The 24,636-nt window shown below is 68.4% G+C and carries 20 protein-coding genes; 11 read left to right on the plus strand and 9 right to left on the minus strand.

Annotated elements, in window-relative coordinates:
- Nucleotides 1-5: 5 nt before the first annotated feature.
- Nucleotides 6-1,523 (minus strand): fatty-acid--CoA ligase FadD4, encoded by a 1,518-nt coding sequence (gene fadD4 / locus ASE48_RS25535; protein WP_057169929.1) that lies wholly within the window; start codon nt 1,521-1,523, stop codon nt 6-8.
- 279 nt (nt 1,524-1,802) lie between these two features.
- Between fadD4 and ASE48_RS25540 the strand changes: the two genes are divergently transcribed.
- The 3 genes from ASE48_RS25540 to ASE48_RS25550 all read left to right on the plus strand — a co-directional run bounded on the left by ASE48_RS25540 (nt 1,803) and on the right by ASE48_RS25550 (nt 4,330).
- Nucleotides 1,803-2,582 carry a hypothetical protein gene (locus ASE48_RS25540; protein WP_057169930.1) on the plus strand — a complete coding sequence of 260 codons (780 nt, stop codon included), beginning with the start codon at nt 1,803-1,805 and terminating at the stop codon, nt 2,580-2,582.
- 102 nt (nt 2,583-2,684) lie between these two features.
- Nucleotides 2,685-3,902 carry a mechanosensitive ion channel family protein gene (locus ASE48_RS25545; RefSeq protein WP_057169931.1) on the plus strand — a complete coding sequence of 406 codons (1,218 nt, stop codon included), beginning with the start codon at nt 2,685-2,687 and terminating at the stop codon, nt 3,900-3,902.
- Nucleotides 3,899-4,330: an SRPBCC family protein gene (locus tag ASE48_RS25550; protein WP_057169932.1), complete on the plus strand. Its 432-nt coding sequence runs from the start codon at nt 3,899-3,901 to the stop codon at nt 4,328-4,330. Before ASE48_RS25545 ends, ASE48_RS25550 begins: the two co-directional genes overlap by 4 nt.
- A 1-nt stretch (nt 4,331) precedes the next feature.
- Here the strand turns inward: ASE48_RS25550 and ASE48_RS25555 are convergent, their stop codons facing one another.
- From ASE48_RS25555 to ASE48_RS25570, 4 genes are all read right to left on the minus strand, one after another.
- Entirely contained in the window at nt 4,332-5,282 is a 951-nt protein-coding gene (locus ASE48_RS25555; protein ID WP_057169933.1) for an SDR family NAD(P)-dependent oxidoreductase, read from the minus strand.
- A 127-nt stretch (nt 5,283-5,409) separates the two neighbouring features.
- Nucleotides 5,410-7,239: a phosphoenolpyruvate carboxykinase (GTP) gene (locus ASE48_RS25560; RefSeq protein ID WP_057169934.1), complete on the minus strand. Its 1,830-nt coding sequence runs from the start codon at nt 7,237-7,239 to the stop codon at nt 5,410-5,412.
- 173 nt (nt 7,240-7,412) lie between these two features.
- Entirely contained in the window at nt 7,413-8,858 is a 1,446-nt protein-coding gene (locus tag ASE48_RS25565) for a hypothetical protein (RefSeq protein WP_235571475.1), read from the minus strand.
- A complete protein-coding gene (locus ASE48_RS25570) occupies nt 8,855-9,793 on the minus strand; it encodes a hypothetical protein (protein WP_057169935.1) in 939 nt (312 codons plus the stop codon). Before ASE48_RS25570 ends, ASE48_RS25565 begins: the two co-directional genes overlap by 4 nt.
- 156 nt (nt 9,794-9,949) lie before the next feature.
- Here ASE48_RS25570 and trmB point away from each other — a divergent pair, with 156 nt between their 5' ends.
- From trmB to ASE48_RS25585, 3 genes are all read left to right on the plus strand, one after another.
- Nucleotides 9,950-10,732: a tRNA (guanosine(46)-N7)-methyltransferase TrmB gene (gene trmB, locus ASE48_RS25575; protein WP_057170041.1), complete on the plus strand. Its 783-nt coding sequence runs from the start codon at nt 9,950-9,952 to the stop codon at nt 10,730-10,732.
- Nucleotides 10,733-10,734: 2 nt separating this feature from the next.
- Nucleotides 10,735-11,427 carry an NYN domain-containing protein gene (locus tag ASE48_RS25580; RefSeq protein ID WP_057169936.1) on the plus strand — a complete coding sequence of 231 codons (693 nt, stop codon included), beginning with the start codon at nt 10,735-10,737 and terminating at the stop codon, nt 11,425-11,427.
- A 64-nt stretch (nt 11,428-11,491) separates the two neighbouring features.
- Complete coding sequence (locus ASE48_RS25585) at nt 11,492-14,380, plus strand: MMPL family transporter (RefSeq protein ID WP_057169937.1); 2,889 nt, start codon at nt 11,492-11,494, stop codon at nt 14,378-14,380.
- Here the strand turns inward: ASE48_RS25585 and ASE48_RS25590 are convergent.
- Nucleotides 14,340-15,485 (minus strand): AI-2E family transporter, encoded by a 1,146-nt coding sequence (locus ASE48_RS25590; protein ID WP_057169938.1) that lies wholly within the window; start codon nt 15,483-15,485, stop codon nt 14,340-14,342. The two genes, ASE48_RS25585 and ASE48_RS25590, sit on opposite strands and share 41 nt — an antisense overlap.
- A gap of 79 nt (nt 15,486-15,564) precedes the next feature.
- Between ASE48_RS25590 and ASE48_RS25595 the strand changes: the two genes are divergently transcribed.
- Genes ASE48_RS25595 through ASE48_RS25605 form a run of 3 tightly spaced genes read left to right on the plus strand, consistent with a single transcriptional unit; the run spans nt 15,565 to nt 18,261 of the window.
- Nucleotides 15,565-16,647 (plus strand): TIGR00374 family protein, encoded by a 1,083-nt coding sequence (locus ASE48_RS25595; protein ID WP_057169939.1) that lies wholly within the window; start codon nt 15,565-15,567, stop codon nt 16,645-16,647.
- Nucleotides 16,647-17,906, plus strand: coding sequence for a M23 family metallopeptidase (locus ASE48_RS25600; RefSeq protein WP_082614417.1), 1,260 nt, complete (start codon nt 16,647-16,649; stop codon nt 17,904-17,906). Before ASE48_RS25595 ends, ASE48_RS25600 begins: the two co-directional genes overlap by 1 nt.
- Nucleotides 17,899-18,261, plus strand: a complete 363-nt coding sequence (locus tag ASE48_RS25605; RefSeq protein WP_057169940.1) for a DUF3054 domain-containing protein — start codon at nt 17,899-17,901, stop codon at nt 18,259-18,261. The genes ASE48_RS25600 and ASE48_RS25605 overlap by 8 nt, the downstream gene beginning before the upstream one ends.
- On the opposite strand, the gene ASE48_RS25610 is transcribed toward ASE48_RS25605, so the two are convergent.
- From ASE48_RS25610 to ASE48_RS25620, 3 genes are all read right to left on the minus strand, one after another.
- The gene (locus tag ASE48_RS25610) at nt 18,200-19,627 is read right to left on the minus strand and encodes a sensor histidine kinase (protein ID WP_082614418.1); all 1,428 of its coding nucleotides are present in this window, start codon (nt 19,625-19,627) and stop codon (nt 18,200-18,202) included. The genes ASE48_RS25605 and ASE48_RS25610 overlap by 62 nt on opposite strands.
- A gap of 16 nt (nt 19,628-19,643) precedes the next feature.
- Nucleotides 19,644-20,312 (minus strand): response regulator transcription factor, encoded by a 669-nt coding sequence (locus tag ASE48_RS25615; RefSeq protein ID WP_082614434.1) that lies wholly within the window; start codon nt 20,310-20,312, stop codon nt 19,644-19,646.
- 78 nt (nt 20,313-20,390) lie between these two features.
- Nucleotides 20,391-20,930, minus strand: coding sequence for a hemophore (locus ASE48_RS25620; RefSeq protein WP_057169942.1), 540 nt, complete (start codon nt 20,928-20,930; stop codon nt 20,391-20,393).
- A 297-nt stretch (nt 20,931-21,227) separates the two neighbouring features.
- Between ASE48_RS25620 and ASE48_RS25625 the strand changes: the two genes are divergently transcribed.
- Together ASE48_RS25625 and ASE48_RS25630 are read left to right on the plus strand one after the other, a co-directional pair.
- Nucleotides 21,228-24,080 (plus strand): MMPL family transporter, encoded by a 2,853-nt coding sequence (locus tag ASE48_RS25625; protein ID WP_057169943.1) that lies wholly within the window; start codon nt 21,228-21,230, stop codon nt 24,078-24,080.
- The gene (locus ASE48_RS25630) at nt 24,077-24,634 is read left to right on the plus strand and encodes a hypothetical protein (RefSeq protein ID WP_057169944.1); all 558 of its coding nucleotides are present in this window, start codon (nt 24,077-24,079) and stop codon (nt 24,632-24,634) included. Before ASE48_RS25625 ends, ASE48_RS25630 begins: the two co-directional genes overlap by 4 nt.
- Nucleotides 24,635-24,636 lie beyond the last annotated feature (2 nt).

Raw genomic sequence — 24,636 nt, forward strand, 5'->3', positions numbered from 1 at the left:
CGTCATCACGAGTACCGTGTGATCAACTCCTGCTTGTACAGCTTGCCGGTGTCGGTGCGCGGCAACTGGGCTTCGAAGGAGATCGAGCGCGGGCACTTGTAGTGCGACAGCTGATCCCGCAGCCAGGTCAGCAGTTCGTCGGCGAACTCGGGGGTGGCGTCGGCGGGGTCGACGGTCTGCACGACACCCTTGACGGTCTGGCCCATCTCGTCGTCGGGAATGCCGAACACCGCGGCGTCCATCACCTTCGGATGGATGACGAGCATGTTCTCGGCTTCCTGGGGGTAGATGTTCACCCCGCCGGAGATGATCATGTGGTGGCGCCGGTCGGTCAGGTACAGGTAGCCGTCTTCATCGAGATACCCGATGTCGCCCACCGTCTTCCAGCCGTGCGAGTCCCGCGAGGACGCCGTTTTCGCGGTGTCGTTGAGGTATTCGAAATCGGCGCCGCCCTCGAAGAAGATCTCGCCGTGCTGCCCCGCGGGCACCTCGTTACCGTCCTCGTCGAGGATGTGCACCACACCGGTCATCGCCTTGCCGACCGAGCCGGGGTGCGCCAGCCACTCGTCAGCGCTGATCAGGGTGGCACCGATGGCTTCCGAGGAGGCGTAGTACTCGTCGACGATCGGACCCCACCAGTCGATCATCTGCTTCTTGATCTCCACCGGACACGGAGCCGCCGCGTGCATCACCCGCTGCAGGCTCGACACGTCATACGATTTGCGCACCTGCTCAGGCAGTTTCAGCATGCGGGTGAACATCACCGGGACGAATTGGCCGTGTGTGACGCCGTACTTTCCGATGGCGTCCAACGCGCCTTCGGCATCGAACTTCTCCAGCACCACCGTGGTGATGCCGCCGGCCTGCGCCTGCATCGACCACACCGAGGGCGCGGTGTGATAGAGCGGCGCCGGGCTCAGGTATACGGCCTCGGGGTTCATCCAGAACGACACCAGTGCGGCCATCAGACCCGGCGTCTCCGAGGGCGGCAGGTGGGGCAGATCGCGCTTGATGCCCTTGGGGCGGCCCGTGGTGCCCGACGAGTACTGGAGCAGGTCGCCGTCCCACTCGTCCTCGATGGGAGTGGTCGGCAGATCGGCGACCGCATCCGGGTATTTCGCCCACCCGTCGAGGTCTCCCGTGGTCAGCAGAACCGGGGGAAGTCCGTTGGGCAGGTGCTCGGCCAGCCCCTCCAGTACCGGGCGCAGCGCCTCCGAGCCGACGATGGCCTTGGCCGCGCTGTTGTCGACGATGTAGGCCGCCTCAGCCGCGGTGAGATGGGTGTTGATCGGCACGTAGTACAGCCCGCTGCGACGCGCGGCCCACATGACGGTGTGCATGTGCTCGTTGTTCTCGATCAGAATCGCGACCGCGTCGCCTTCGACCAGCCCGTGTTCGCGGAAGTAGTGCGCCAGCTGATTGGCGCGGGCTTCCATCTCGCCGAACGTCACCACCGTGCCGGTGGGGTACAGGATGACGGCGGGCTTGTCGGGCGCGGCGACGGCCGTTTCACGGATCTGCATGAGGCGACTTTACGATGCCGCCACCGCGCCCCGGCAGCCAAGCCACCAAAAACTTGACATCCGTCAAGATTGCCGACGCCCGGTGCCGGCCTGGACGGGCCTCCCCGACGTCACGATGTGATTTTGGCAACTCATCAATCGATTGCTGTCCAAGACCTTCACAGACAATTAAGCAGCTGATATTACTTAGCTACCGATCTATAAGGTTAGCTTTACCATCACTGGCGAAATACAGAGCATCACGAGTCGCTCCTGATCCCAGCAAGAAAGGGGGCGGCAATGGACGTCGATGTCCGCGAGCGCGAGGACGCCACGACACACTGCGGAGCGACGCACACCGGATTCGCCGCCACCGCGCCCGATGTGGTCGCCGAGATAGACCTGGCGGGCTCGGCCTGTCTGCCGTCCGCCGTCAGTGCCGGATGGCTCGAACAGGTGCGTGGCTTCGCCGCCGACATGGTCGGAGGTCAGCACGAGATGATGATCGAGGGCGTGGAAGCGGCCGGGCTGCCTTTCCTGCAGGAGCTCACCGCCGACGCCGGCCTGCGGCATCTCGCAGAGTCTGTCGCCCGGTTGGCCTATCCCGGTGGCGACGACGATGACCGGGAGTTCGACTGCGCCGTCCGGATCATCGACGGTCCCGATCCGCAGGACCGGCCGCTGTGGCTGCACTACGACGCGTCCGTGCTGACCGTCGTGCTTCCCGTCCTCGTTCCCGAGGCCACAGCCGGCCAGTCCGGAGAACTCGTGTTGTGCCCCAATCGCCGGGGCTATCGCAGGTCGGTGCTGATCAATGTCGCGGAGAAGGCCATCGCGCAGAGCGATGCGTACCGCCGCCGGTTCCTGCGCCGGCTGCGCTGGGGCCTGGACACCGAGATCGTGTCGATGACGCCCGGAAACGCCTACCTTTTCTGGGGCTACCGGTCCTATCACGCCACCCTGCCGTGCGCTCCCGGGACCAGGCGCATCACCGTGGTGCTGCACTACAAGAACGTGCACGCCCACAGCAGGCTGCTCGAGCGCGCCAAGGCCGTCCGGGCACTGCTGCGGCCCGCGTGATCGGAGTCTCCGCGGGCCGGGGTTGATGTGCCGACAGGGCGGGTAGCCAAGCCGGGTGTGCAAGGACGCACGGGCCAACCTGATCCCGACCCGAAAGCAGCCATGCCTGAGGAGTTCGAACTCGTTTCCGCAACAAACCTCGCCGTCACCCTGACCTGGGTGACCGGCGCCGTCACCATCGCCTATTTCTTGGGCGTCGCGGTGTCCTGGGTGCTCCAGCGCGCAGGTCGGCGCAGCCAATGGCTGACCGATATCGCGCTGCTCACCCGCCGGCCGGTGCGTGCCGGCCTGATGGTCATCGCCGCCTCGGTGGCACTGCAACGCACGTCCAACCCCCAGGACAGCTGGCGGCCCTGGGTGGACCACAGCCTGCGGATCCTGACCATCGCCACCGTCACCTGGCTGATCGCCAAGCTGGTCGTGGTCGTGGAGCGCCGGATGATCGCCCGCTTCGGCGGCGGTGACACCGGGCTCACCGACGCCGATCTGCAACGCCGCAAGGTCCGTACCCAGTTGACGGTGCTGCGTCGGCTCGCCATGGCAGTCGTGGTGCTGCTCGGGATGGCCGCGGCACTGATGACCTTCCCGTCCTTCGCCGATATCGGCAAGACGCTGTTCGCCTCCGCCGGTGTGCTCTCGGTGGTGGCGGGCCTGGCCGCGCAGACCTCGCTCGGTTCGGTGTTCGCCGGCTTGCAGATCGCGTTCACCGATGCGATCCGGGTCGGCGATGTCGTGGTGCTGGAGAAGGAATGGGGCCGCATCGAGGAGATCACCCTGACCTACGTGGTGGTGCAGGTCTGGGACGAACGCCGACTGGTGCTGCCGTGCACCTACTTCACCACCACGCCCTTCCAGAACTGGACCCGCAGCGCGACCGAGATACTCGGCACCGTGATGATCGACGTCGACTTCACCGTGCCCCTGGAAGCCATGCGCGCGGAGCTGGACCGGCTGTTGAAACGAAATGAGTTGTGGGACGGCCGTTCCGGAGTCCTGCAGGTCGTCGACGCGGTCAACGGCACCGTGCGGGTCCGGATCACCGTCAGCGCACCCAACGCCGGCGCACTGTGGGACCTGCAGTGCGCGGTCCGTGAGGGCATGGTGCTGTGGCTGCAACGCAGTCAGAGCGGCGCGCTCCCGCGCTGGCGGTTCGAGCCGGCATCGGGTGAGGTCGTGGCACCCCGCCCGCACACCGAGAAAGTCACGGCCACCAACGAATCCGGCCTGTTCTCCGGCAGCGACAAAGCCGAGGAACGCGGCAGGGCCTTCGACGATTCGGGCGAGGATGCCCGGCAGCTCATCAAAGAGGAGAGCAGATGATCGAGATGGAACGTGAGGTCACCACCGCGGTGGCCCCGGAGGTGGTGTTCGGCTACCTGTCGGATTTCACCACCACCGAACAGTGGGAGCCCGGGACAGTACGCACCACCCGCATCGACGGGGACGGCGGCGTCGGCACCCGCTACGCCAACACCTCCCGGTTCGCGGGGCGCACCAGCGACCTCGAATACGAGGTGATCGGTGTGACGCCGGGGCGGTCCATTCAGCTACGCGGACAAAATGATTCGCTGGTCGCGCATGACACGATCACCGTCACCCCGCACGACAGCGGCTCGAAGGTCACCTACCGTATCGAGTTCGCGTTCCAGGGTCTGCTGCGATTCGGCGAGCCGCTGCTGCGCATTCCGGTCGCCAATCTCATGGACAAGGGCGTCGAGGGACTTCAGCGCGAACTCGCCAAACTCTGAATCAGGCCAGTCCGGCCGCGGCGAGGCAGTATTTCCACACCCGTTGCAGCTCCGCGTCGCTGTAGTGCGTGGTCGGCAGGTAGTGGGTGGGACGGACCGCGCGGTCGTGCCAGAACTCACCCGACGGCGGAGTCGGTGAACTCGCCGTCAGCCAGACAGCGGTGTCGGCAGCCTGCTCCGCAGTGCGCAGCACCGGGCGGGTCACCGTGCGGAAGGCGGGCAGCGAGGTGGCCACTCCGGGGGTATCGGCCCAGCCCGGATGCATCGCGGCGACCATGACCGACTGGGCGGCCCACCGGTGGGCCAGCAGCGGTGTCAGCGCGACCTGGATCCGCTTGCTGCGCGCGTAGGCGACCGCGGGGCGGTACTTGCCGGTCCGGTATTCGATGTCATCGACCGGGAGTTTCTGGGTGTACATACCACCCGAGGACATCAGGACCACCCGCGGGTCCGGGGATTCCACCAGCGCCGACAGCAGGAGTTCGGTGAGCAACAGCGGCCCCAGCACGTGGGTGGCCAGCGAAAGCTCATGGCCCTCTTCGGTTCTGGAACGCTGCGGCGGCATGACACCGGCGTTGTGGATCACCGCGTCGAGCCTCGGCACCCGGGACACCAGGTCGGCCGCGAAGGCGCGCACCCCCGCCAGATCCGACACATCGCACCGTTCGATCTGCACGTCCGCGCCGGGGGCGGCTTCGAGGATGTCCGTGCGGGCAGATTCGCCGCGGGCCGGGTCGCGCACCGTCAACAGCACGGTGCCGCCCAGCTCCGCTACTCCGGCGGCGATGGCCTTGCCGATACCGGAATTGGCACCGGTCACCATGACGGTGGACCCGGCCAGCGCGTCCGGATCCAATGGGGACCAGAACCGTTGCCGCACCGCCAGGCCCAGGCGGGTGTAGCCGGGGGCGATCGTCCGGTCGAGCACCTCGTCGAGCACCCTGCGCAACATGTCCGATAGCTCCCGTCAGCCGTTTACCTGTTATTCGGAGCCGGGGCCCTGCTGGCTGGGTGGCGAGCAGACACGAATGGCCCCGAAATCAGGTGATTTCGGGGCCATTCGTGACTGCTGGTGGGGCTCAGTCGGATTCGGCGAGACGCGTCTTCAGCGCGTCGAACTCGTCCTTGATGCCGGTCGGCAGCTTCTCACCGACGAACTCGAACCACTCCTCGATCAGCGGCAGCTCGGCACGCCATTCATCGGCGTTCACGGCCAGCGCCTCGTCGACATCGGCCGGGTCCACATCGAGCCCGGACAGATCGAGATCGGCGGCGGTGGGGACGATGCCGATCGGGGTGCTCTTCCCGTCGGCCTGGTGCTCGATGCGCTCCACGGCCCACTTCAGCACGCGGCTGTTCTCGCCGAATCCGGGCCACAGGAAGCGGCCGTCGTCGCCACGGCGGAACCAGTTGACGAAGAACACCTTCGGGAGCTTGGACTCGTCGGCCTGCTTGCCGATGTTGATCCAGTGCTGGAAGTAGTCACCGACGTTGTAGCCCAGGAAGGGCAGCATGGCCATCGGGTCGCGGCGCACGGTGCCGACCTTGCCCTCGGCGGCGGCGGTCTGCTCGGAGCCCAGGGTGGCGCCGATGAACACACCGTGCTGCCAGTCGCGGGCCTCGGTGATCAGCGGGACCGTCGTCTTGCGGCGGCCGCCGAACAGGATCGCCGAGATCGGCACGCCCTGCGGATCGTCCCACTCGGGCGCCAGCGTCGGGCACTGCGAGATCGGGGTGCAGTAACGCGAATTGGGGTGAGCGGCCTTGGTTTCCGTCTCGCGGAGGACCCAGTCCTGACCCTTCCAGTCGATCAGGTGATCGGGCTCGCCCTCCAGGCCCTCCCACCACACATCACCGTCGTCGGTCTTGGCGACGTTGGTGAAGACGGTGTTGCCGGCGGCGATCGTCTTCATGGCGTTGGGGTTGGAGTCCCAGTTGGTGCCGGGAGCGACACCGAAGAAGCCGAACTCGGGGTTCACCGCGTAGAGCTGGCCGTCCTTGCCGAACCGCATCCAGGCGATGTCGTCGCCGACGGTCTCGGCGCGCCAGCCCGGGATGGTGGGCTGCAGCATCGCGAGGTTGGTCTTACCGCAGGCCGACGGGAATGCCGCGGCCACGAAGTAGGACTTGTTCTCCGGGGAGATGAGCTTGACGATCAGCATGTGCTCGGCGAGCCAGCCCTCGTCGTGGGCCATCGCCGAGGCGATGCGCAGCGAGTAGCACTTCTTGCCCAGCAACGCGTTGCCGCCGTAGCCGGATCCGTAGCTCCAGATCTCACGGCTCTCGGGGAAGTGCGTGATGTATTTGGTGTCGTTGCACGGCCACGGGACGTCCTGCTGGCCGTCTTCGAGCGGTGCGCCGAGTGAGTGCAGGGCCTTGACGAAGAAGCCGTCCTCACCGATCTTGTCCAGCGCCGCCTGGCCCATCCGGGTCATGGTGCGCATCGAGACGACCACGTACTCCGAGTCGGTGAGCTCCACGCCCAGCTTCGGGTCCTCGGCCTCCAGCGGGCCCATGCAGAACGGCACCACCCACAGGGTGCGGCCGCGCATCGCGCCGCGGTACAGCTCGGTCATCAGCGGCCGCATCTCGGCCGGATCCATCCAATTGTTGGTGGGGCCGGCGTCGACCTCACGCTCGGAGCAGATGTAGGTCCGGGATTCGACGCGCGCCACATCGGACGGGTCGGAGAGCGCCAGGTAGGAATTCGGCTGCTTCTCGTTGTTCAGCTTCTGGAAGGTGCCGGCCTCGACCAGCTGAGCGGCCAGGCGCTCGTACTCCTCCTGTGAACCGTCTGCCCACACGACGCGGTCGGGCTGTGTCAGCTCCGCGACCTCGCGGACCCAGGCCAGCAGCCCCTGATGCGTCGTCGGTGCGGTGTCCAGACCGGGAATGGTCGCTGAGGTCATCAAAGTCTCCTGCGTAGTTTCCGTGAACATGCCGATAACCGACTGGTCACGATCGTCCCTAATAAGAGGTTAACGCGGGTGACTTTGGTCTGGGGAATCGGGACAATGTCCGATCACTCACAGGAACGATTCAGAAACCTATTCAGAAAATTCGTACTGAGCGGTAACCGAATTCATCTGATTATTAAATCATCGCGGACGGCATTCAGCGCGGCGTGCAGCGCCGGTAATCGGCGTTCGGCGGCCGAGGCGGCACGCGCCGCGGACACCGCGCGCTCCCGAAGCCGGGCATCGAGGGCATCCAGTTGGCGGGCCGTCTCCGCGGCGGCCCGCTCGTCGGCGGCCGCCGCCTGGCCGGTGAAGTCGACCTCGGCGGCCAGCACCCGGGTGGCGACCAGCGCCTCGGTGTCCTCCCGCAGCGCCGCGGCGACACGGCCGACCCATCGGTCCAGCTGCGCCCGGTCGTGCAGCAGACCCCGGATACCGACCACCCACACCGTGAGCAACAACCCGAGCAGGCCACCGGCCACGGCACCGACCGCGGTCAGACCCGGCGCGAGCCCGCTGAACAGCCGGCTGGCCGCCAGCGCGACACCCAGCCCGAAACCCGCACCCAACACCATCATCAGTTGCATCTCCAGGCGCCGGGACGGCAGCCCGGCACCACCCACCTTCGGGACGGGCGCGGCGGGCGGCGCCGGCGGTGCGGCCAGACCCAGTTCGGCGGCGATATCCCGGAACTGTTCGGTGACACCGGAATCGACCTCCGCGACCACCACGGCGGCGCGGCCGGCCACATGGGTCTGGAAATCATCGGCGCGACGCCGGCCAACCCAGGGCAGTCCACCCCATGTCGCGGCGTCCTCGGACAGTTCGGTGCGCACCGACGCACACCGATTGCGGGCGAAGTAGCCTAGCTGCACACGGGCCTGCTGGATGCGGCTGCGCAACGCGATGGTGCGCTCCGAGCGCGACAACCGGGCGTCCCGCAGAATGTCTTCGCGCCGGCGGTGCAATGCCGCGGCTTCGGCGTCGGCGGCCGCTTCCGAAGCTGCACCGATCAGATCACTGAGATGAGTTTCCCACGTCCGCAAGCGATTTCGGCGCACGAGTGTGTCATCGGACAGCGCCTCCCGCAGCACCGCGACCAGACCGTCGAGGTGCGGCCTGCCGTTGGCTGGCGCGGCGGCCACACCGACCCACGGCATGCCACCCAGTCGCGGTATCCGCGCGCCGACAGCCCCGGCGTCGGCGCTCAGCACCGCCCGCCAGTCCCGGTGGACGTCGATCTTGGTCAGCGCACCGACCACGAGATCGGTATGTCGGACGGCGCCCTCGAGTACCCCGCAGTCCGATTCGGCCAGCGGGGCCACGGCGGAGACCGCGAAAACGACCGCGACGGGCGCGATATCGGGTGCACGTTCCTCGGCCTCGACGAACTCCCGCTCGGGCATGCGCTCCCGTAGTGCCGCGGCCAGACTGGTCACTCCGGCCAGCCACGGACCGATGACCAGGACGGCCGCACCGGGTACCGGTCGCGGCGGGGTCAGCCCGGGGGCCAGCGCGGACATCCTGGCGTCCAGGTCGTGGGGGTCTTCGCGGACCAGTTCGGCGGTCACCACACCCCCGAGCGCAACGCTCCCCGCGCGATATCGGCGCCGCAGCGGCGGTGCAGCGCATTGACCGGGCCCCGGCTGTATCGCTGCCAGCGCACCGCCCGGCGCAGCGGATCATCCGGTCCGGCCTCCGGGCCATCCGCGCCCACCACCTCGGCGGCCGCCGCCATCGCGGCCCGCACGGCGGCATCCCCGGTCAGCATCGCGTCCAGTTTTGGGTCGCCGGTCCTGATCGCCAGGGCCCGCAGCCGGGTCATCGACGCGCACAGCCTCCGGTACCGCAACGGTGCGCCGGCGGCGCGCACACCGGCCAGCACCTCGTCGATATTGCTCACCCGGCGCAGCACCGCGGTCAGCGCGTGTCCGTCCGCGCCGGCGCGGACGGCAGCGACCGCGTGCGCGATCCCGGACAGGTCGGCCACTGCGAGCAGTCGCGCCCGGGTGGCCGTGTCCACGGAGTGCGGCGCGGCGCAGAACGCGTCGGTGGAGCTGAAGTCGGCCGGTTCGGTGGCCAGCACCCGCACCGCGGCGACCAGCGCGTCGTCCAGCGTGGCGGTCGACAGGAGTGCGGACACCGGGATGACCGGGACACCGGTGACCCGGCGGACCGCCGCCGTGCGGTCGGCCGCGGCGGCACCCAGCAGGTCGGCCTTGTTGAGCGCGACGACGAGGTGGCCGTCGGCCGCTTGGGCGGTCCGGCAGTCCTCCGGTTTGGCCGTCTCCGCGAGGACCAGCACCTCGACGTCGGCCCGGACGTCCACCATCGTCAACCCGGCGTCGCGCAACCCGGCCGTCAGGGTGCGCCGTCCCACCCCGGGGCGGCCCGTCGCGCGCACCCGGATCGGGCGGGACAGACCATCGATGATCGGACGTAGCGCGGGCCGCTCGGTGGCTTCGGCGTGGGCGGACAATTCTGAGACGAATTCGTCGACAGACATCCCCCGCTCCTTTCACATCCGTTGCACCGCCACCATGGCTCACATCACATGGTGACATCGCCACGACACCCCGGTGAGCAGTGTTTTCCAGACATATCGGCGCAAAGACAACTGTTGGGTATCAATCTGCACCACGATGCGGGTACACCTGTCTGGATGAGCGACGATGGACCGATGTATGCCCAGCGCGAGGAAGCCGGGGAGGCAACCTCCCCGGAACAGAGCGCAGCAACCGGGGCGGGAGCTTCCCAGCCCCACCACATGCGCCGCGTCACCAGCTTCCGGTCCCGTCGTTCCACCTTGTCCGGCGGGCAGCAGGAAACCTGGGAACGGCTGTGGCCGCAGATCGGCACCGAGGCCCGTGACGCCGACGCCCGGCCGACGGTGCTGGACGCCGCGCAGTGGTTCGGCCGGCAGGCCCCGCTGATCCTGGAGATCGGCTGCGGCACCGGCACCTCGACGGCGGCCATGGCGCTGCAAGAGCCCGACCTCGACGTCATCGCCGTGGAGGTCTACAAGAAGGGGCTGGGCCAGCTGCTCGGCGCGATCGACCGCGACGCCATCCCCAATATCCGGCTGGTCCGCGGTGACGGCGTCGACGTGCTCGAACACTCGTTGACCACGGGATCGCTGACCGGGGTGCGGGTGTTCTTCCCGGACCCGTGGCCCAAGGCCCGCCATCACAAACGCCGGCTATTGCAGTCCGAAACGATGGCCCTGATCGCCGACCGGCTGCGGCCCGGCGGGATCCTGCACGCGGCCACCGATCACATGGGGTACGCCGAGCACATCGCCGAGGTCGGGGATGCCGAACCGCGGCTGCGCCGCGTCAGCATGAACGACGATCTGCCGATATCGGTCGCCAGGCCCGAGACGAAGTACGAGCGCAAGGCCCTGGCCGGGCCGGTCGTGACCGAATTGCTGTGGGAGCGCCTGTGACCATGACGACCGACCCCACCATCCCGGAGACCCCGCCGACGACACCCGAGGTGCCGCCCACCCAGCGAGTGCTGCTGGTCTGGGACGCACCCAACCTCGATATGGGCCTCGGGTCCATCCTGGGTGGCCGGCCGACGGCGGCGCACCGGCCGCGTTTCGACGCGCTGGGCCGCTGGCTGCTGAGCCGCACCGCAGAACTGTCCAGCCGTCGCGACGCCGAGACCGGTGCGGTCGCCACGCTGGAGCCCGAGGCCACCGTCTTCACCAACATCGCCCCTGGTAGCGCCGATGTCGTCCGGCCCTGGGTGGAGGCGTTGCGTAACGTGGGCTTCGCTGTCTTCGCCAAACCCAAGATCGACGATGACAGTGACGTGGACAGCGACATGCTGGAGCACATCGCGCTGCGCCGCCACGAGGGGCTGGCCGGTGTCGTGGTGGCATCCGCGGACGGTCAGGCGTTCCGGATACCGCTGGAAGAGATCGCCCACGAGGGCGTTCCGGTGCAGGTGCTCGGATTTCGCGAACATGCCAGTTGGGCGTTAGCGTCGGATAGCTTGGAGTTCGTCGACCTGGAGGACATCCCTGGTGTCTTCCGGGAGCCGCTACCGCGAATCGGCCTTGATTCGCTGCCCGAGCAGGGCGCTTGGCTGCAGCCGTTCCGGCCGTTGTCCGCGTTGCTGACCTCGCGCGTGTGAAGAACTGAAGTGACTGTGCGCGCGGAGCGTGATTCAGATCGACAAGAACAAATAAGGAGCTGACGTGTTCGCCTGGTGGGGTCGAACGGTGTACCAATTCCGATACATAGTGATCGGGGTCATGGTTGCACTGTGCCTTGGTGGCGGCGTGTACGGGGCCAGTTTGGGGTCCCACGTCACCCAGAGTGGTTATTACGATGTGACCAGCGAGTCGGTGCAGGCATCTCTGATCGGTGACGAGGTGTACGGCCGTGACCGCACCAGCCATGTGGTCGCCATCCTGACTCCGCCCGACGGCAAGAAGGTCACCGATCGGGCCTGGCAGCAGAAGGTGGCCGGCGAGTTGGATCAGGTGGTCGAGGACCACCCCGATCAGATCGTCGGCTGGGTGGGCTGGCTGAAAGCCCCCGACACCAGCAACGCCACGGTCAACCAGATGAAGACCGAGGATCTGCGCCAGACCTTCGTCAGCATCCCGCTCAAGGGCGACGACGACGATTCGATTCTGAAGAACTACCAGGCGGTCCAGCCCGACCTGGAACAGATCAACGGCGGCGATATCAAGCTCGCCGGTCTCAACCCGCTGGCCAGCGAGCTCACCGGCACCATCGGCACCGATCAGAAACGCGCCGAGCTCGTCATCGTCCCGCTGGTGGCGGTGGTGCTGTTCTTCGTCTTCGGCGGCGCCGTCGCGGCGGCACTGCCCGCCATCATCGGTGGACTGACGATCGCCGGCGCGCTGGGCATCCTGCGGTTCACCGCCGAGTTCAGCGCGGTGCACTTCTTCGCCCAACCGGTCGTGACGATGATGGGCTTCGGTATCGCCATCGACTACGGCCTGTTCATGGTGAGCCGGTTCCGAGAAGAGCTGGCCGAGGGCTACGACGTCGAGGCCGCCGTCCGGCGCTCCGTCATGACCTCCGGCCGCACCGTCGCGTTCTCCGCGGTGATCATCGTGGCATCCTCGCTCCCGCTGTTGCTCATCCCACTCGGATTCCTGCAGTCGATCACCTACGCGATCATCGCCTCGGTGCTGCTCGCGGCGGTCCTGTCGATCACGGTGCTGCCCGCGGTGCTGGGCATCCTCGGGCCGAACGTCGACGCGCTCGGGGTGCGCACCCTGCTTCGGGTGCCGTTCCTGGCGAACTGGCCGTTCTCCCGCAAGATCATCGACTGGTTCATCGAGAAGACCCAGAAGACCATGACCCGCGAAGAGGTCGAGAAGGGCTTCTGGGGCAAGCTCGTCAACCAGGTGATGAAGCGGCCCATCGCGTTCGCGGCGCCGATTCTGGTGATCATGACGCTGCTGGTCATCCCGATCGGCCAGCTCGCGCTCGGCGGCCTCAGCGAGAAGTACCTGCCACCGGACAACTCGGTGCGTATGGCGCAGGAACAGTTCGACCGCGAGTTCTCCGAATTCCGCACCGAACCGCTGACCATGGTGATCCGCTCCACCGACGGTGAGCCGGTCACCGATCAGCAGGTCGCGACGCTGCGCGCCGAGGCGCAGACGGTGTCCGGTTTCTCCGGTACCGAGGACCCGGCGAAGATGTGGCAGGAGCGGTCTCCGCAGGAGGGCGGCACCAAGGATCCGTCGGTCCGGGTGCTGCAGAACGGCCTGGTCGACGCCAGTTCCGCGCCCAAGAAGCTGGCCGAGTTGCGTGACCTGCAGCCCCCGCGCGGCACCGAGGTGCTCGTCGGCGGCACCCCCGCGCTGGCCCAGGACAGCATCCACAGTCTGTTCTCCAACTTGCCGATGCTCGGGCTGATCCTGGTCATCACCACCACCATCCTGATGTTCCTGGCGTTCGGATCGCTGGTGCTGCCGATCAAGGCGGCGCTGATGTCCGCGCTCACGCTTGGCTCGACGATGGGCATCCTGACCTGGATGTTCGTCGAGGACGGTCACGGCGACCAGTTGTTCAACTACACGCCGCAGCCGCTGCTGGCGCCGATGATCGGCCTGATCATCGCGGTGATCTGGGGCCTGTCCACCGACTACGAGGTGTTCCTGGTGTCCCGCATGGTGGAGGCCAGGGCGCGCGGTCTGTCGACCGCCGAGGCCATCCGCATCGGTACCGCCACCACCGGCCGCCTCATCACCGGTGCCGCCCTGGTGCTGGCAGTGGTGGTCGCGGCCTTCGCGTTCTCCGATCTGGTCGTGATGAAGTACCTGGCCTTCGGCCTGCTGATCGCCCTGCTGCTCGATGCCACCGTCATCCGGATGTTCCTGGTGCCGGCCATCATGAAACTGCTCGGCGACGACTGCTGGTGGGCGCCCAAGTGGATGAAGCGCGTGCAGGAACGCATCGGCCTCGGTGAGACCGAGCTTCCCGACGAGCGCAAGCGACCCGTCGTGCGCGAGCCCGAGGGCGAGGTCGCCGATCAGGAAGCTCTGGTCGGCGCCGGTGCGACGGCACACCCGGCCCAGCACGATCCCGGGCATCCGGCCATCCCGCCGGCGCCGGGACCGCGTGGCGCGTTGCCTCCGGTCCGCCCGTCCGGCCCGTCGGCCGCGGGCACCACCCGCATCCCGACCGCACCGCCCGGACCCGCACCGGAACCCCCCACGACTCGCTTTGCCGCACAACCGGATTCGGCTGCGACCTCGGCGATCAACGCCGTGAACGCACCCCCGACGGAGCGTGCCCCGCGGGTCGACCCGTCACCCGGTCGCGAACGCCGCGAGATCGAGTCCTGGCTGGGCGAGCTGCGCGGCAGCAGCACCCCGACCACCGCGATCCCGACCGCGACCCCCACGTCGCGTCCGTCGACGGACCCGACTCGCGCCATCCCCGATGCCGGCGGTAGCGAACCGACGACTGCCATTCCCGCCCAACAGGATCCGGAGTCGACCGAGAAGATCGACACCCGCGACGCCGGTGAGACGCCGACCCGCCGTGGCGGCGGCGTCAGCGCGGCGGATCTGTTGCGCCGGGAGGGTCGCCTGTAACTCCGTCGGGCGCGAGTTCGGCGGCAATCTGCTGATGCTCGGCCTCCGGGTCGGGCGCCAGCAGCACCCGGACCGCGCTGTTGAGCACGGCCATGACGGGGACCGCGAGCAGCGCACCGACGATGCCTGCGAGCACGCCGCCACTGGTGATCGCCAGCACCACCGCCAGCGGATGCACCGCCACCGCACGGCCCATCACCAGCGGTTGCAGCACATGCGATTCCAGCTGCTGCACCGCCAGGATCAGGCCGAGGGTGATCAGCGCGTAAACCCAGCCCTTGGCGATCAGCGCGACGATGACGGCCACCCCGCCGGCGAACACCGCGCCGATCAGCGGGACGAAGGCGCCCAGGAACACCAGCGAGGCCAGCGGCAACGCCAGCGGCACGCCCATGATGGCCAGACCGGTGCCGATGCCGACGGCGTCCACCAGTGCGACCAGGCAGGTGGCCCGCACATAGCCGGTCAGTGTCCGAAATCCGGCGCGCCCCGCGTCGCGCACCCGTTCCCGCACCGTGGTCGGGAAGATCGAGGTGACGAAGGCGAAGATGCCGCGACCGCCGTGCAGCAGGAAGATCAGGGTGAACAGCACGAGCACGGCACCGGTGACGATCTCGGTGACGGTGCCCGCCGTGGACAGTGCGCCGCTGGTGACCTTGGCCTGGTTCTCCTGCAGCGCCTTGATCACCGCGTCACCGGCGTGGTCGATCTGATCGCGGCTCAGGTGCACCGGGCCTTCGATCAGCCAGGTACGCAGGCCGTCCACGCTACGGGTCACCTGCTCCACGAGTCCCGGTGCGCCCGAAATGAATTGGCTGACCACGAAGCTGAAGATGCCGCCGACGACCGCGATCGCGCTGAGCAGGACCACGGCCACCGCCCACCCGCGCGGCACGCGGCGCCGCTGCAGCAGATCCACCCCGGGCAGCAGCAGCGCGGCCAGCAGTGACGCCAGCGCCACCGGCACCACGATCAGCGTCAGCTTCGACACCAGCCACAGCAGCGCCACCACCGCGGCGCCCAGGATCAGCAGCCGCCACGCCCACGCCGCGGCCTTGCGCACCAGTGGACTCACCGCCTGATCGGCGACCGAATCTATCGTCATGGCCGCAGCGTACGACCGGGTGGCGGCGCGCCGCCGGAACCGGCGGGAACCCGCAGCGCGCGCCGTTACCCTGTAGGACGTGTCGCACGACGCGCCGATGAGCGACGCCCCTGGCCAGGACGCGCGCCCGCGGGGCAAGTACTGGTGGGTGCGGTGGGCCGTCCTCGCGGTCGCCGTGCTGGTGCTGACTGTCGAACTGGTGCTGGTGTGGGATCAGCTGGCCAAGGCCTGGACCAGCCTGTTGTCGGCGAACTGGTGGTGGGTGCTGGCGGCCGTCGTCGCGGCGATGGCCTCGATGCACAGCTTCGCGCAGATCCAGCGCACCCTGCTGCGTTCGGCGGGCGTCACGGTGCGGCAGTGGCGGTCCGAGGCCGCGTTCTATGCCGGTAACGCGCTGTCCACCACGCTGCCCGGCGGACCGGTGCTCTCGGCCACCTTCGTGTACCGCCAGCAGCGCATCTGGGGCGCCTCCCCGGTGGTGGCGTCCTGGCAATTGGTGATGTCCGGCGTGCTGCAGGCCGTCGGCCTGGCGCTACTGGGGCTGGGCGGGGCGTTCCTGCTGGGCGCCAGCAAGAACCCGCTCTCGCTGATCTTCACCCTCGGCGGGTTCTTCCTGCTGCTGGTGCTGGCCCAGTCGGTGGCCTCCAACCCCCAGCAGCTCGACGGTATCGGGGTCCGGCTGCTGTCCTGGTTCAATTCGCTGCGCGGCAAACCCACCGACACCTGGCTGGACAAGTGGCGCGAAATGCTGCGCCAGCTGGAATCGGTGCGGCTGAGCCGGCGTGCGCTGGGCAATGCGTTCGGGTGGTCGCTGTTCAACTGGATCGCCGATGTCGCCTGCCTGGCGTTCGCCGCCTACGCGGCGGGCGGACATCCGTCGCTGGCCGCACTGACGGTGGCCTACGCCGCCGCGCGCGCCGTCGGATCGATCCCGCTGATGCCCGGCGGCCTGCTGGTGGTGGAGGCGGTGCTGGTGCCCGGCCTGGTGTCCAGCGGGATGACGCTGGCCTCGGCGATCTCGGCCATGCTCATCTACCGGTTGGTCAGCTGGATCTTCATCTCGTCGATCGGCTGGGTGGTGTTCTTCTTCATGTTCCGTACCGAGATGGACGTCGACCCCGACGCACCGGAGGACCCACCGAAGCAAGCAGGAGACCCGTGATGCGCCGAACATCCTTCCTGGCACTGACTTTCGGCGCTGTCGCGGTCCTGGCAGCCTGTTCGCCCAGCACCGAACAGGCGAGTACCGAGACGTCGGCGACGTCATCGTCGATTCCTGCGCCCACATCCACCACCAGCACGCCCGCCGCGCCGGTGGCCACCCCACTGCTGGCCCGGGTCCTGGCCGCCCCGGTACCGGTGCCCGCCACCGATGGCCGTACCCACCTGGTTTACGAACTGCTGCTGACCAATTCGATGAACCAGGACGTCACCGTGGACTCGGTCCTGGTGCGTCCCGGCGCCGGCGATCCCCTGCTGACACTGGCCGGCGCCGAGCTCGCCGGCCGCACCCGGGTGCTGGGCACCACCACCCCGACCGCAACACTCGGACCGTCGCAGTCCGCGCTGGTCTGGCTCGATGTGATCACCGAGAACGGGCAGGCGCCCACCGAACTCGACCACCAGGTGCGGGTGAGACTGACCCAGCCCGTGCCGCCGCTGATGCCCGCCGAGGTGACCGAGACCGTCGCGCCGGTGACCGTGCAAACCCGGAAACCGGTCACCATCGCCGCACCGCTACGCGGGCCGCAATGGTGGGATGCCAACGGCTGCTGCGGGATGACGGCGCACCGGATGGCGATCAACCCGATCGACGGCGGACTCTGGGGAGCCGAACGGTTCGCCATCGACTACGTGCAGCTGATGCCCGACGGCCGGCTGTACGACGGCGCGGTCGAGGACCTGCAGAGCTATCCCTACTTCGGCGCCGATATCCACGCCGTCGCCGACGGTCCGGTGGTCGCCGTCCTCGACGGCCTGCCCGAGCAGGTGGCCGGCGTCAACCCCACCGGGCTGCGGCTGGACGAGTACGGCGGAAATCATGTGGTGCAGGACATCGGTAACGGGAACTACGCGTTCTACGCGCACCTGAAAACCGGTTCGGTCGCGGTGAAACCCGGCGACCGGCTCAGCACCGGGCAGGTGCTCGGGCAGCTGGGCAACAGCGGCAACACCGACGCACCGCATCTGCATTTCCACGTGATGGACGGACCGGACCCGCTCAAGGCCGACGGCCTGCCCTTCGTCATCGACGAATTCCGCCTCACCGCACGGACATCCGATCAGGTCGGCCCGGACGGCGATGCGGTCGACGCCGCGATGGCCGGCAAACCCGCACCGTTGCAGCCCGACGTGTCACCGCGTGACGAAACCGGGCTGCTCCCATTGTTTTCCGATGTGATGGACTACTCCGGTGAATGAACGTCCGCGCCCGCTGGTGGCGCTGCTGACCGACCTGGTGTGCGTGGTGGTGTTCTGCACCATCGGCAGACGCAGCCACGCCGAGGGTCTGACCGTCGCCGGTGTCGCCGAGACGGCCTGGCCGTTCCTGACCGGCACCCTTGCGGGCTGGGCCGCGGCGCGGGCCTGGCAGCGGCCCGCCACCCTCTACCCCACCGGGCTGATCGTCTGGGTGTTCACCGTGGTCGTCGGAATGTTGTTGCGCAGGGCCACCTCTGCCGGAACCGCCACCAGTTTCATCGTGGTGGCCTCGATCACGACCGCCGTGCTGCTGCTCGGCTGGCGCGCCATCGCGACGGTTCTGGCGCGGCGCTGAGCGCCGAGGCCTCCGCACCGTCCTCGATCTGATCGGGCGCGCGGTCGGAGATCGTCAGCGTCGCACGCAGCCCGCCCAGTGGGCTGTCCGACAGTTCGAGCCGGCCGCCGTGCAGCGCCGCCTGCTGAGTGACCAGCGCCAGCCCCAGACCCGAGCCGCCGGGCGCGGCGGTGCTACCCCGCGCGAACCGGCCGAGCACCGCGGTGCGTTCCTCGGCGGGCAGGCCGCGCCCGTCATCGTCGACCACGATGCGCAATTGCCGGTCCGGGCCGCGGATCCCGGACAGCACGATCCGGTGCGCCGCACCGTGCGCGACGGCGTTGCGCACCAGGTTGTCCACCGCGAGGCGGAGCCCGCCGGGCCACCCCCACACCATGCCGAGATCGTCGCCGGCCTCCACCGTGATGTCCGCCGGGGCGTCGGCGCGCGCGTTCTCACGTGCCACCCGGTCCAGCAGATCGGTGATGTCGATCAGTTCGCGGTCCTCGGCCTGGGCCAGTTGACCCGAGGCCAGCTGACCCAGCGCGGTGATGATGGCTTCCACTCTGCGCTGGGCGCGCAGCAGGTCGGCCACCACCTCCTCGCGCTCCTCGGTCGGCAGATCGTGGATGCGCAGGGTGTCCAGGTCGGCCCGCATGGCCGTGAGCGGGGTGCGCAGTTCGTGCGCCGCGTTGGCCGCGAAATCCTGTGCGGCCTGCAGAGACCGGGTGGTCGCCTGCTGCGCGGCCACCAGCCTGCTCAGCATGCCCGCCATCGCATCCGACAGTTCCTCGGCTTCGCGCGCACCGGTGACGGCGGGCATCTGCGCACCCGATTTGTTGCCCAGCAGCTTGGTCTGCTCGGTCAACCTGCGCAGCGGCCGCACCGCGGGCCCGGCCAGCAGCCAGCCGAATCCGGCCGCCACCAACACCGTCAGCACACCGACCGCGATGTAGATCGGAATTCTGGCCTGGCTCAACAGGATACTGTCGGCGCGGATGCCGATCGACAGCAGCACACCGCCGCCCTGCTGGTCCATCGGGATGGTGCGGACCCGGTATTCGACACCGTTGACCGCGACGGTCTCGGTGCCCGGCGGCAGTGCCGGCAGCTGGAATCCGCGCTGAAACATCACCTGCCCGCTGGACCGGGACCGGCCGGTGGTGAGGACTCCCCGGCGCGGGTCGGACAGCTGCTCGGGGAACATGCTCGCCTCGACGATCGAGTCCAGACGCCGATCCAATTGTGCGGCATCGTTGTTGACCAGCACCACGGTGGTCAGCACGGTGAAGGCGGCCACCACCGCGGAGGCCGCGATCGCGGACGCCACGGCGACCCGGGTGCGCAGCGAGGCCGACCGGCCGATCAGGGGAAGGGATAAGCGCACCGGCAGCCCCTTCTCATTACGCCTCTTCCCGCAGCACGTACCCGATACCGCGCACGGTGTGGATGACCCGCGGCCGGTCCTCGCGCTCCAGCTTGCGCCGCAGATAGGAGATGAACACGTCGGCGACGTTGGTGTCGACGTCGAAGTCGTAGCCCCACACCAGCTCGAGCAGGCGCTGCCGGGTGAGCACCACGCCGGCGTTCTCGGCCAGCACCGCCAGCAGATCGAATTCGCGCTTGGTCAGATCGGCGCGTTCACCGTCGACGTAGACCAGGCGGCGCGCGGTGTCGATGGTCAGCGGCCCCACGATCATGACGTCCGATTCCTGTTCGGAATGGCTGGACCGGCGCAGCAGGGCATGCAGGCGGGCCACCAGCTCACCGAGATCGAACGGCTTCGTCAGGTAGTCGTCGGCGCCCGCCTCCAGGCCGGCGATGCGGTCGTTGACGGTGTCGCGGGCCGACAGCACGCAGATCGGGATCTCGTTACCCAGTGCCCGCAGCGCCGTCACCACGGCCACCCCGTCCAGTTCGGGCATCTGCACGTCCAGCACCAGCGCGTCGTGCGCCTCGTTGGAAAGCAGCCGGAGTGCCTCCTTGCCGTTCGCGGCGACCCGGACGTCGAAGCCGGAATGGCGCAGCCCCCGGGCCACCGACGTCCGCACGTCCGGGTCGTCGTCGACCATCAGGACCGTGCGGCCGGTGTTCTCCGACGGGGAATGCTCGTGTGTGCGCACTCCTGGATTATGGCCGCTTCGACGGCGTCACCGCGTGGCAGCGGCGGGACCGGACACCGAACCGATACCCGGGACGGTGCCCGAGGTCACCGCGTCGGCGGCACCCTGGGCGCCGACGTTGGCCAGCGCGTCCAGCCCGCCCGGCAGATTCGCGGCGGGCGTCTGGGCAGCCTGCATCAGTCCGAGCAGCTGGGGCAACGTGACCGGCAGCTTGCACTGGGCCGACAATCTGACCAGCGGGGCCTGCAGCTGTTGCAGGTCCTTCGCGGTCTGCGGGTTGGTGTCGAAGTAGTTCTTCGTCGCGACCAGCGACTGCGGGCCCGCCGGTTGTGCCGCGATCGCCGTGAGCGATTGGTTGGCCGCCGGGTGCGCATCCAGGTAGGTGCCCATCGAGGTGGCCACCGAACCGACGGTCTTGGCGATCTGGCTGGCCGCGCACGGATCGGGTGCGGCATCCGCCGCGGGCGCGCTCACACCGGACATGCCGAGCAGCGCGGCCCCGCCGATGGCGGATCCAGCGAACACGGCGAACAGGCCGCGGCGTAGCGGCGCAGTGGTGACAGTCATGGGCACTCCTTGCCAGTGATGCACGTGATACCGGCTCGCGAACAGTCGCGATCGGCGGTGCTCGGATCCCCGACCCAGAAACGATCAGAGGCCATCATGCCATCCGGGTGATCCGGCGACCAATCCACGCAGCAAACTTGCAGGTCGTCCGGGGTGCGTGCACCGCACACGTGCGCAACGTGAACATTCCGGCCTGGTCACAAGTGAAAACGACCCCCCGCCACCTCACAGGCTGCTGCGGTACGCTCTCGCTACCAGCCAGCGGGGAGAAAGGCAGAGGGCGCCATCCAGCAGTTCATGATGCGCTTGAGCAGCAACCTGCGCAGATATCGCTGGGCGGTGTTTGTGGTGTGGGTTCTGCTTCTGGTGCCTTCCGTATACCTGGCGATGAACCAGTCCGACCAGCTCACCGGCGGCGGTTTCGAAGTCGCCGGCTCACAGTCGCTGCGCGTTCAGCACCAGATCGAGGAGCAGTTCCCCGACCAGGGAGCCTCACCGTTGGCGCTGGTCGCCGTGCCGCGCGCCGACGCGTCGTTCGAGGACATGAACGCCGCGGTCGCTCAGCTGCAGCGCATCGCCACCGAGGTGCCCAGCATCACCGAGGTACCCAACCCGCAGCAGCCACCGCCGGCGCCGGACCGCCCCTACGTCGTCCAGCTGCAGATGGACTTCAACAACAGCGGCGCCGTCGACATCGCCAATCAGCTGCGCGACAAGGTCGGCATCCACGGGGACACGGCAGGCGAATCCGAGAACGGCAAGGTCCGGCTCTACGTCATCGGGCAGGGCGCACTCGGCGCCGCGGCGCAGTACGCCACCAAACACGACATCGCGCAGGCCGAGAAATGGAATCTGCCGGTCGTCCTGATCATCCTGCTCGCGGTCTTCGGCTCGCTGGCGGCTGCGGCGATGCCGCTGCTGCTCGGGGTCTGCACGGTGGCGGTGACGATGGGCGTGGTCTTCCTGTTGTCCTCGGTGACCACCATGAGTGTGTTCGCGACCTCGACGGTGTCGATGTTCGGGATCGCGCTGGCCGTCGACTATTCGCTGTTCATCCTGATGCGTTATCGGGAGGAGCTGCGGGCCGGCCGCGACTCGGCCCAGGCCGTGGACGCGGCGATGGCGACCTCGGGGTTGGCCGTCGTGCTCTCCGGTGCCACCGTGATCGCCTCGGTCACCGGTATCTACCTCATCAACACCCCGGTGCTGCAGTCCATGGCGACCGGCGCCATCCTGGCGGTCGCCGTCGCGGTGCTCACCTCCACGACGCTGACCCCGGCGGTGCTGGCCACCTTCGGTCGCTCCGCGGCCAAACGGTCCCGACTGCTGCACTGGTCTCGGCGCCCTGATACCACCCAGTCCCGGTTCTGGACCCGCTGGATCGGCGGCGTCATGCGACGCCCGTGGCTGTCCGCCTCCCTGGCCGCGGTCTTCCTGCTCACCATGGCGGCCCCCGCGTTCGCGATGACCCTCGGCAACAGCATGCTGCGCCAGTTCGACCCCAGCCACGAGATCCGCGGCGGCGTCAATGCGGCCTCCGAGGCGCTGGGACCGGGTGCGCTGGGACCGGTGCGGGTACTGGTGACCTTCCCCGACGGCAATGCGGACAGTTCGACGTCGCGCAGCACGCTGGACGCCATCGGGCAGCGGATGGCCCAGGGACCCAACGTCGCGACGGTGTCCCCGCCGGCGATCGGCAAGGACAACGACAGCGCGTTGATGTCGGCGGTGCTGTCGGTGGACCCCGAGGACTTCCGGGCCCGCGAGGCCGTGGACTGGTTGCGCGCCGAGCTGCCCCGCGTCGACAGCGCGCTGCGCATCGACGTGGGTGGCCCCACGGCGCTGATCAAGGACTTCGACGATCAGGTGTCGGCAGTACAGCCGCTGGTCTTCCTGTTCGTGTCGCTGATCGCGTTCGTCATGCTGCTGATTGCGATCCGGTCGGTGTTCCTCGCCCTCAAGGGCGTGCTGATGACGGTGCTCTCGGTGGCCGCCGCCTACGGCAGCCTGGTCGTGGTGTTCCAGTGGGGCTGGCTGGAAGACCTGGGCTTCGCACCGCTGGAGTCGCTGGACAGCACGGTGCCGCCGCTGGTGCTGGCCATGACCTTCGGCCTGTCCATGGACTACGAGATCTTCCTGCTGACCCGGATCCGGGAGCGGTACCTGATCACCAACAACACCCGCGACGCCGTCACCTACGGCGTGTCGACCAGCGCCCGCACCATCACCAGCGCGGCGCTGATCATGATCGCGGTGTTCATCGGGTTCGCGTTCGCGGGTATGCCGCTGGTCGCCCAGATCGGGGTCGCCTGCGCGACGGCCATCGCGGTGGACGCCACCATCGTGCGGCTGGTGCTGGTGCCCGCACTGATGGCGATGTTCGACCAGTGGAACTGGTGGCTGCCGCGCTGGCTGGACCGCATCTTGCCGTCGGTCGACTTCGAGAAGCCGCTGCCCAAGGTCGACATCAGCGACCTGGTGATGGTCCCCGAGACCGCGGCGGCCGCGCCCGGCGGGGACCTGCGCATGGTGGTCAAATCCGCAGCCAAGCTGAAAAGCCTTGCCCCGCACACCGTGGTGGTCCCCGACCCGCTGGCGTTCAGCGGCTGCGGCCCGGCACCCGATGTCGTCGGCGCGCGACGGTTCAGCGGGCGCATCCCGACCAACACCGCGGCCCGGCCCGTGCATCCCATCACGATGTGGCGTGGGCGGCTCAACGTCGCACTCGACGCACTGGCCACCGCCTCGGACTCCGAGCGCCTGCCGGTGCAGCGCCGCGGCCCGATGGAGGCCACCAATGTGCAGCTGCCCACCGGTGACCGGCTGCTCATCCCGACCGGCGCCGAGACGCTGCGGCTGAAGAGCTACCTGCTGATGTGCCGCAACAGCACCAAGGACTACACCGAGTTCGCCCGGCTGGTGGATTCTATGGAAACCCACACCGCGGCCCGCGTCCTCACCGGCATGGACCGGTACTACTGTGGACAACGCCCGCGGGCGCAATGGGTCGCCACGCAACTGGTTCGACGGCTGGCAGACCCGCGTCCGTCGGACGAACCGGACGCGCCGGAACAGACCGACGCCGATTGGGCCACAGTCCGGCAGAGTTGCCTGTCGGTTGCCGTAGCGATGCTGGAGGAGGCGAAGTGAGTTTGGCCGCGAAGCCCTCGCCGAGCCGGCAGGACGACGGGGAGTTCGGTCCGGGCGGGCGCAGCGACGGGAAATTCGGTCCGGGCGAGCGAAGCGACGGGAGGTTCAGCCGTCCCGACGAGCGGCCCGTGGAGTTCTGGCCGACGTCGGCGATCCGTGCCGCACTGGACAACGACGACCTCGACGTGTGGCAGCGCATCGTCGCCGCCATCAAACGTGACCCGTTCGGCAGGACCGCCCGGCAGGTCGAAGAGGTGCTGGCGACCGAGCAGCCCTATGGGGTGTCGGCCGCGCTGGCCGAGGTCCTGGAGAAGGCCCGCGAGCATCTTGAGGCCAATGAGTGCGCCGAAGTGGCCCGCCATGTGCGCCAGCTACTGGAACGCTCCGGTCTCGGCGCCCCGGAGTTCGCCTCCCGTATCGGGGTTCCCAGCGAGGAGTTCACCGGGTTCCTGGACGCGGCCACCACTCCGTCGGCGTCGTTGATGATCCGGATGCGCCGGCTGTCGGACCGATTCGCCCGGATCCGCGCCCAGCGCGCCGCCAACTCCGGCTAGCT

This window comes from Mycobacterium sp. Root265 (assembly GCF_001428895.1).
Classification (GTDB): Bacteria; Actinomycetota; Actinomycetes; order Mycobacteriales; family Mycobacteriaceae; genus Mycobacterium.

Coding starts and splice junctions, on each gene's coding strand:
- fadD4 (WP_057169929.1), bottom strand. CDS start 1,523: ATGCAGATCCGTGAAACGGCCGTCGCCGCGCCCGACAAGCCCGCCGTC.
- ASE48_RS25540 (WP_057169930.1), top strand. CDS start 1,803: ATGGACGTCGATGTCCGCGAGCGCGAGGACGCCACGACACACTGCGGA.
- ASE48_RS25545 (WP_057169931.1), top strand. CDS start 2,685: ATGCCTGAGGAGTTCGAACTCGTTTCCGCAACAAACCTCGCCGTCACC.
- ASE48_RS25550 (WP_057169932.1), top strand. CDS start 3,899: ATGATCGAGATGGAACGTGAGGTCACCACCGCGGTGGCCCCGGAGGTG.
- ASE48_RS25555 (WP_057169933.1), bottom strand. CDS start 5,282: ATGTTGCGCAGGGTGCTCGACGAGGTGCTCGACCGGACGATCGCCCCC.
- ASE48_RS25560 (WP_057169934.1), bottom strand. CDS start 7,239: ATGACCTCAGCGACCATTCCCGGTCTGGACACCGCACCGACGACGCAT.
- ASE48_RS25570 (WP_057169935.1), bottom strand. CDS start 9,793: ATGTCTGTCGACGAATTCGTCTCAGAATTGTCCGCCCACGCCGAAGCC.
- trmB (WP_057170041.1), top strand. CDS start 9,950: ATGAGCGACGATGGACCGATGTATGCCCAGCGCGAGGAAGCCGGGGAG.
- ASE48_RS25580 (WP_057169936.1), top strand. CDS start 10,735: ATGACGACCGACCCCACCATCCCGGAGACCCCGCCGACGACACCCGAG.
- ASE48_RS25590 (WP_057169938.1), bottom strand. CDS start 15,485: ATGACGATAGATTCGGTCGCCGATCAGGCGGTGAGTCCACTGGTGCGC.
- ASE48_RS25600 (WP_082614417.1), top strand. CDS start 16,647: ATGCGCCGAACATCCTTCCTGGCACTGACTTTCGGCGCTGTCGCGGTC.
- ASE48_RS25615 (WP_082614434.1), bottom strand. CDS start 20,312: ATGGTCGACGACGACCCGGACGTGCGGACGTCGGTGGCCCGGGGGCTG.
- ASE48_RS25620 (WP_057169942.1), bottom strand. CDS start 20,930: ATGACTGTCACCACTGCGCCGCTACGCCGCGGCCTGTTCGCCGTGTTC.
- ASE48_RS25625 (WP_057169943.1), top strand. CDS start 21,228: ATGATGCGCTTGAGCAGCAACCTGCGCAGATATCGCTGGGCGGTGTTT.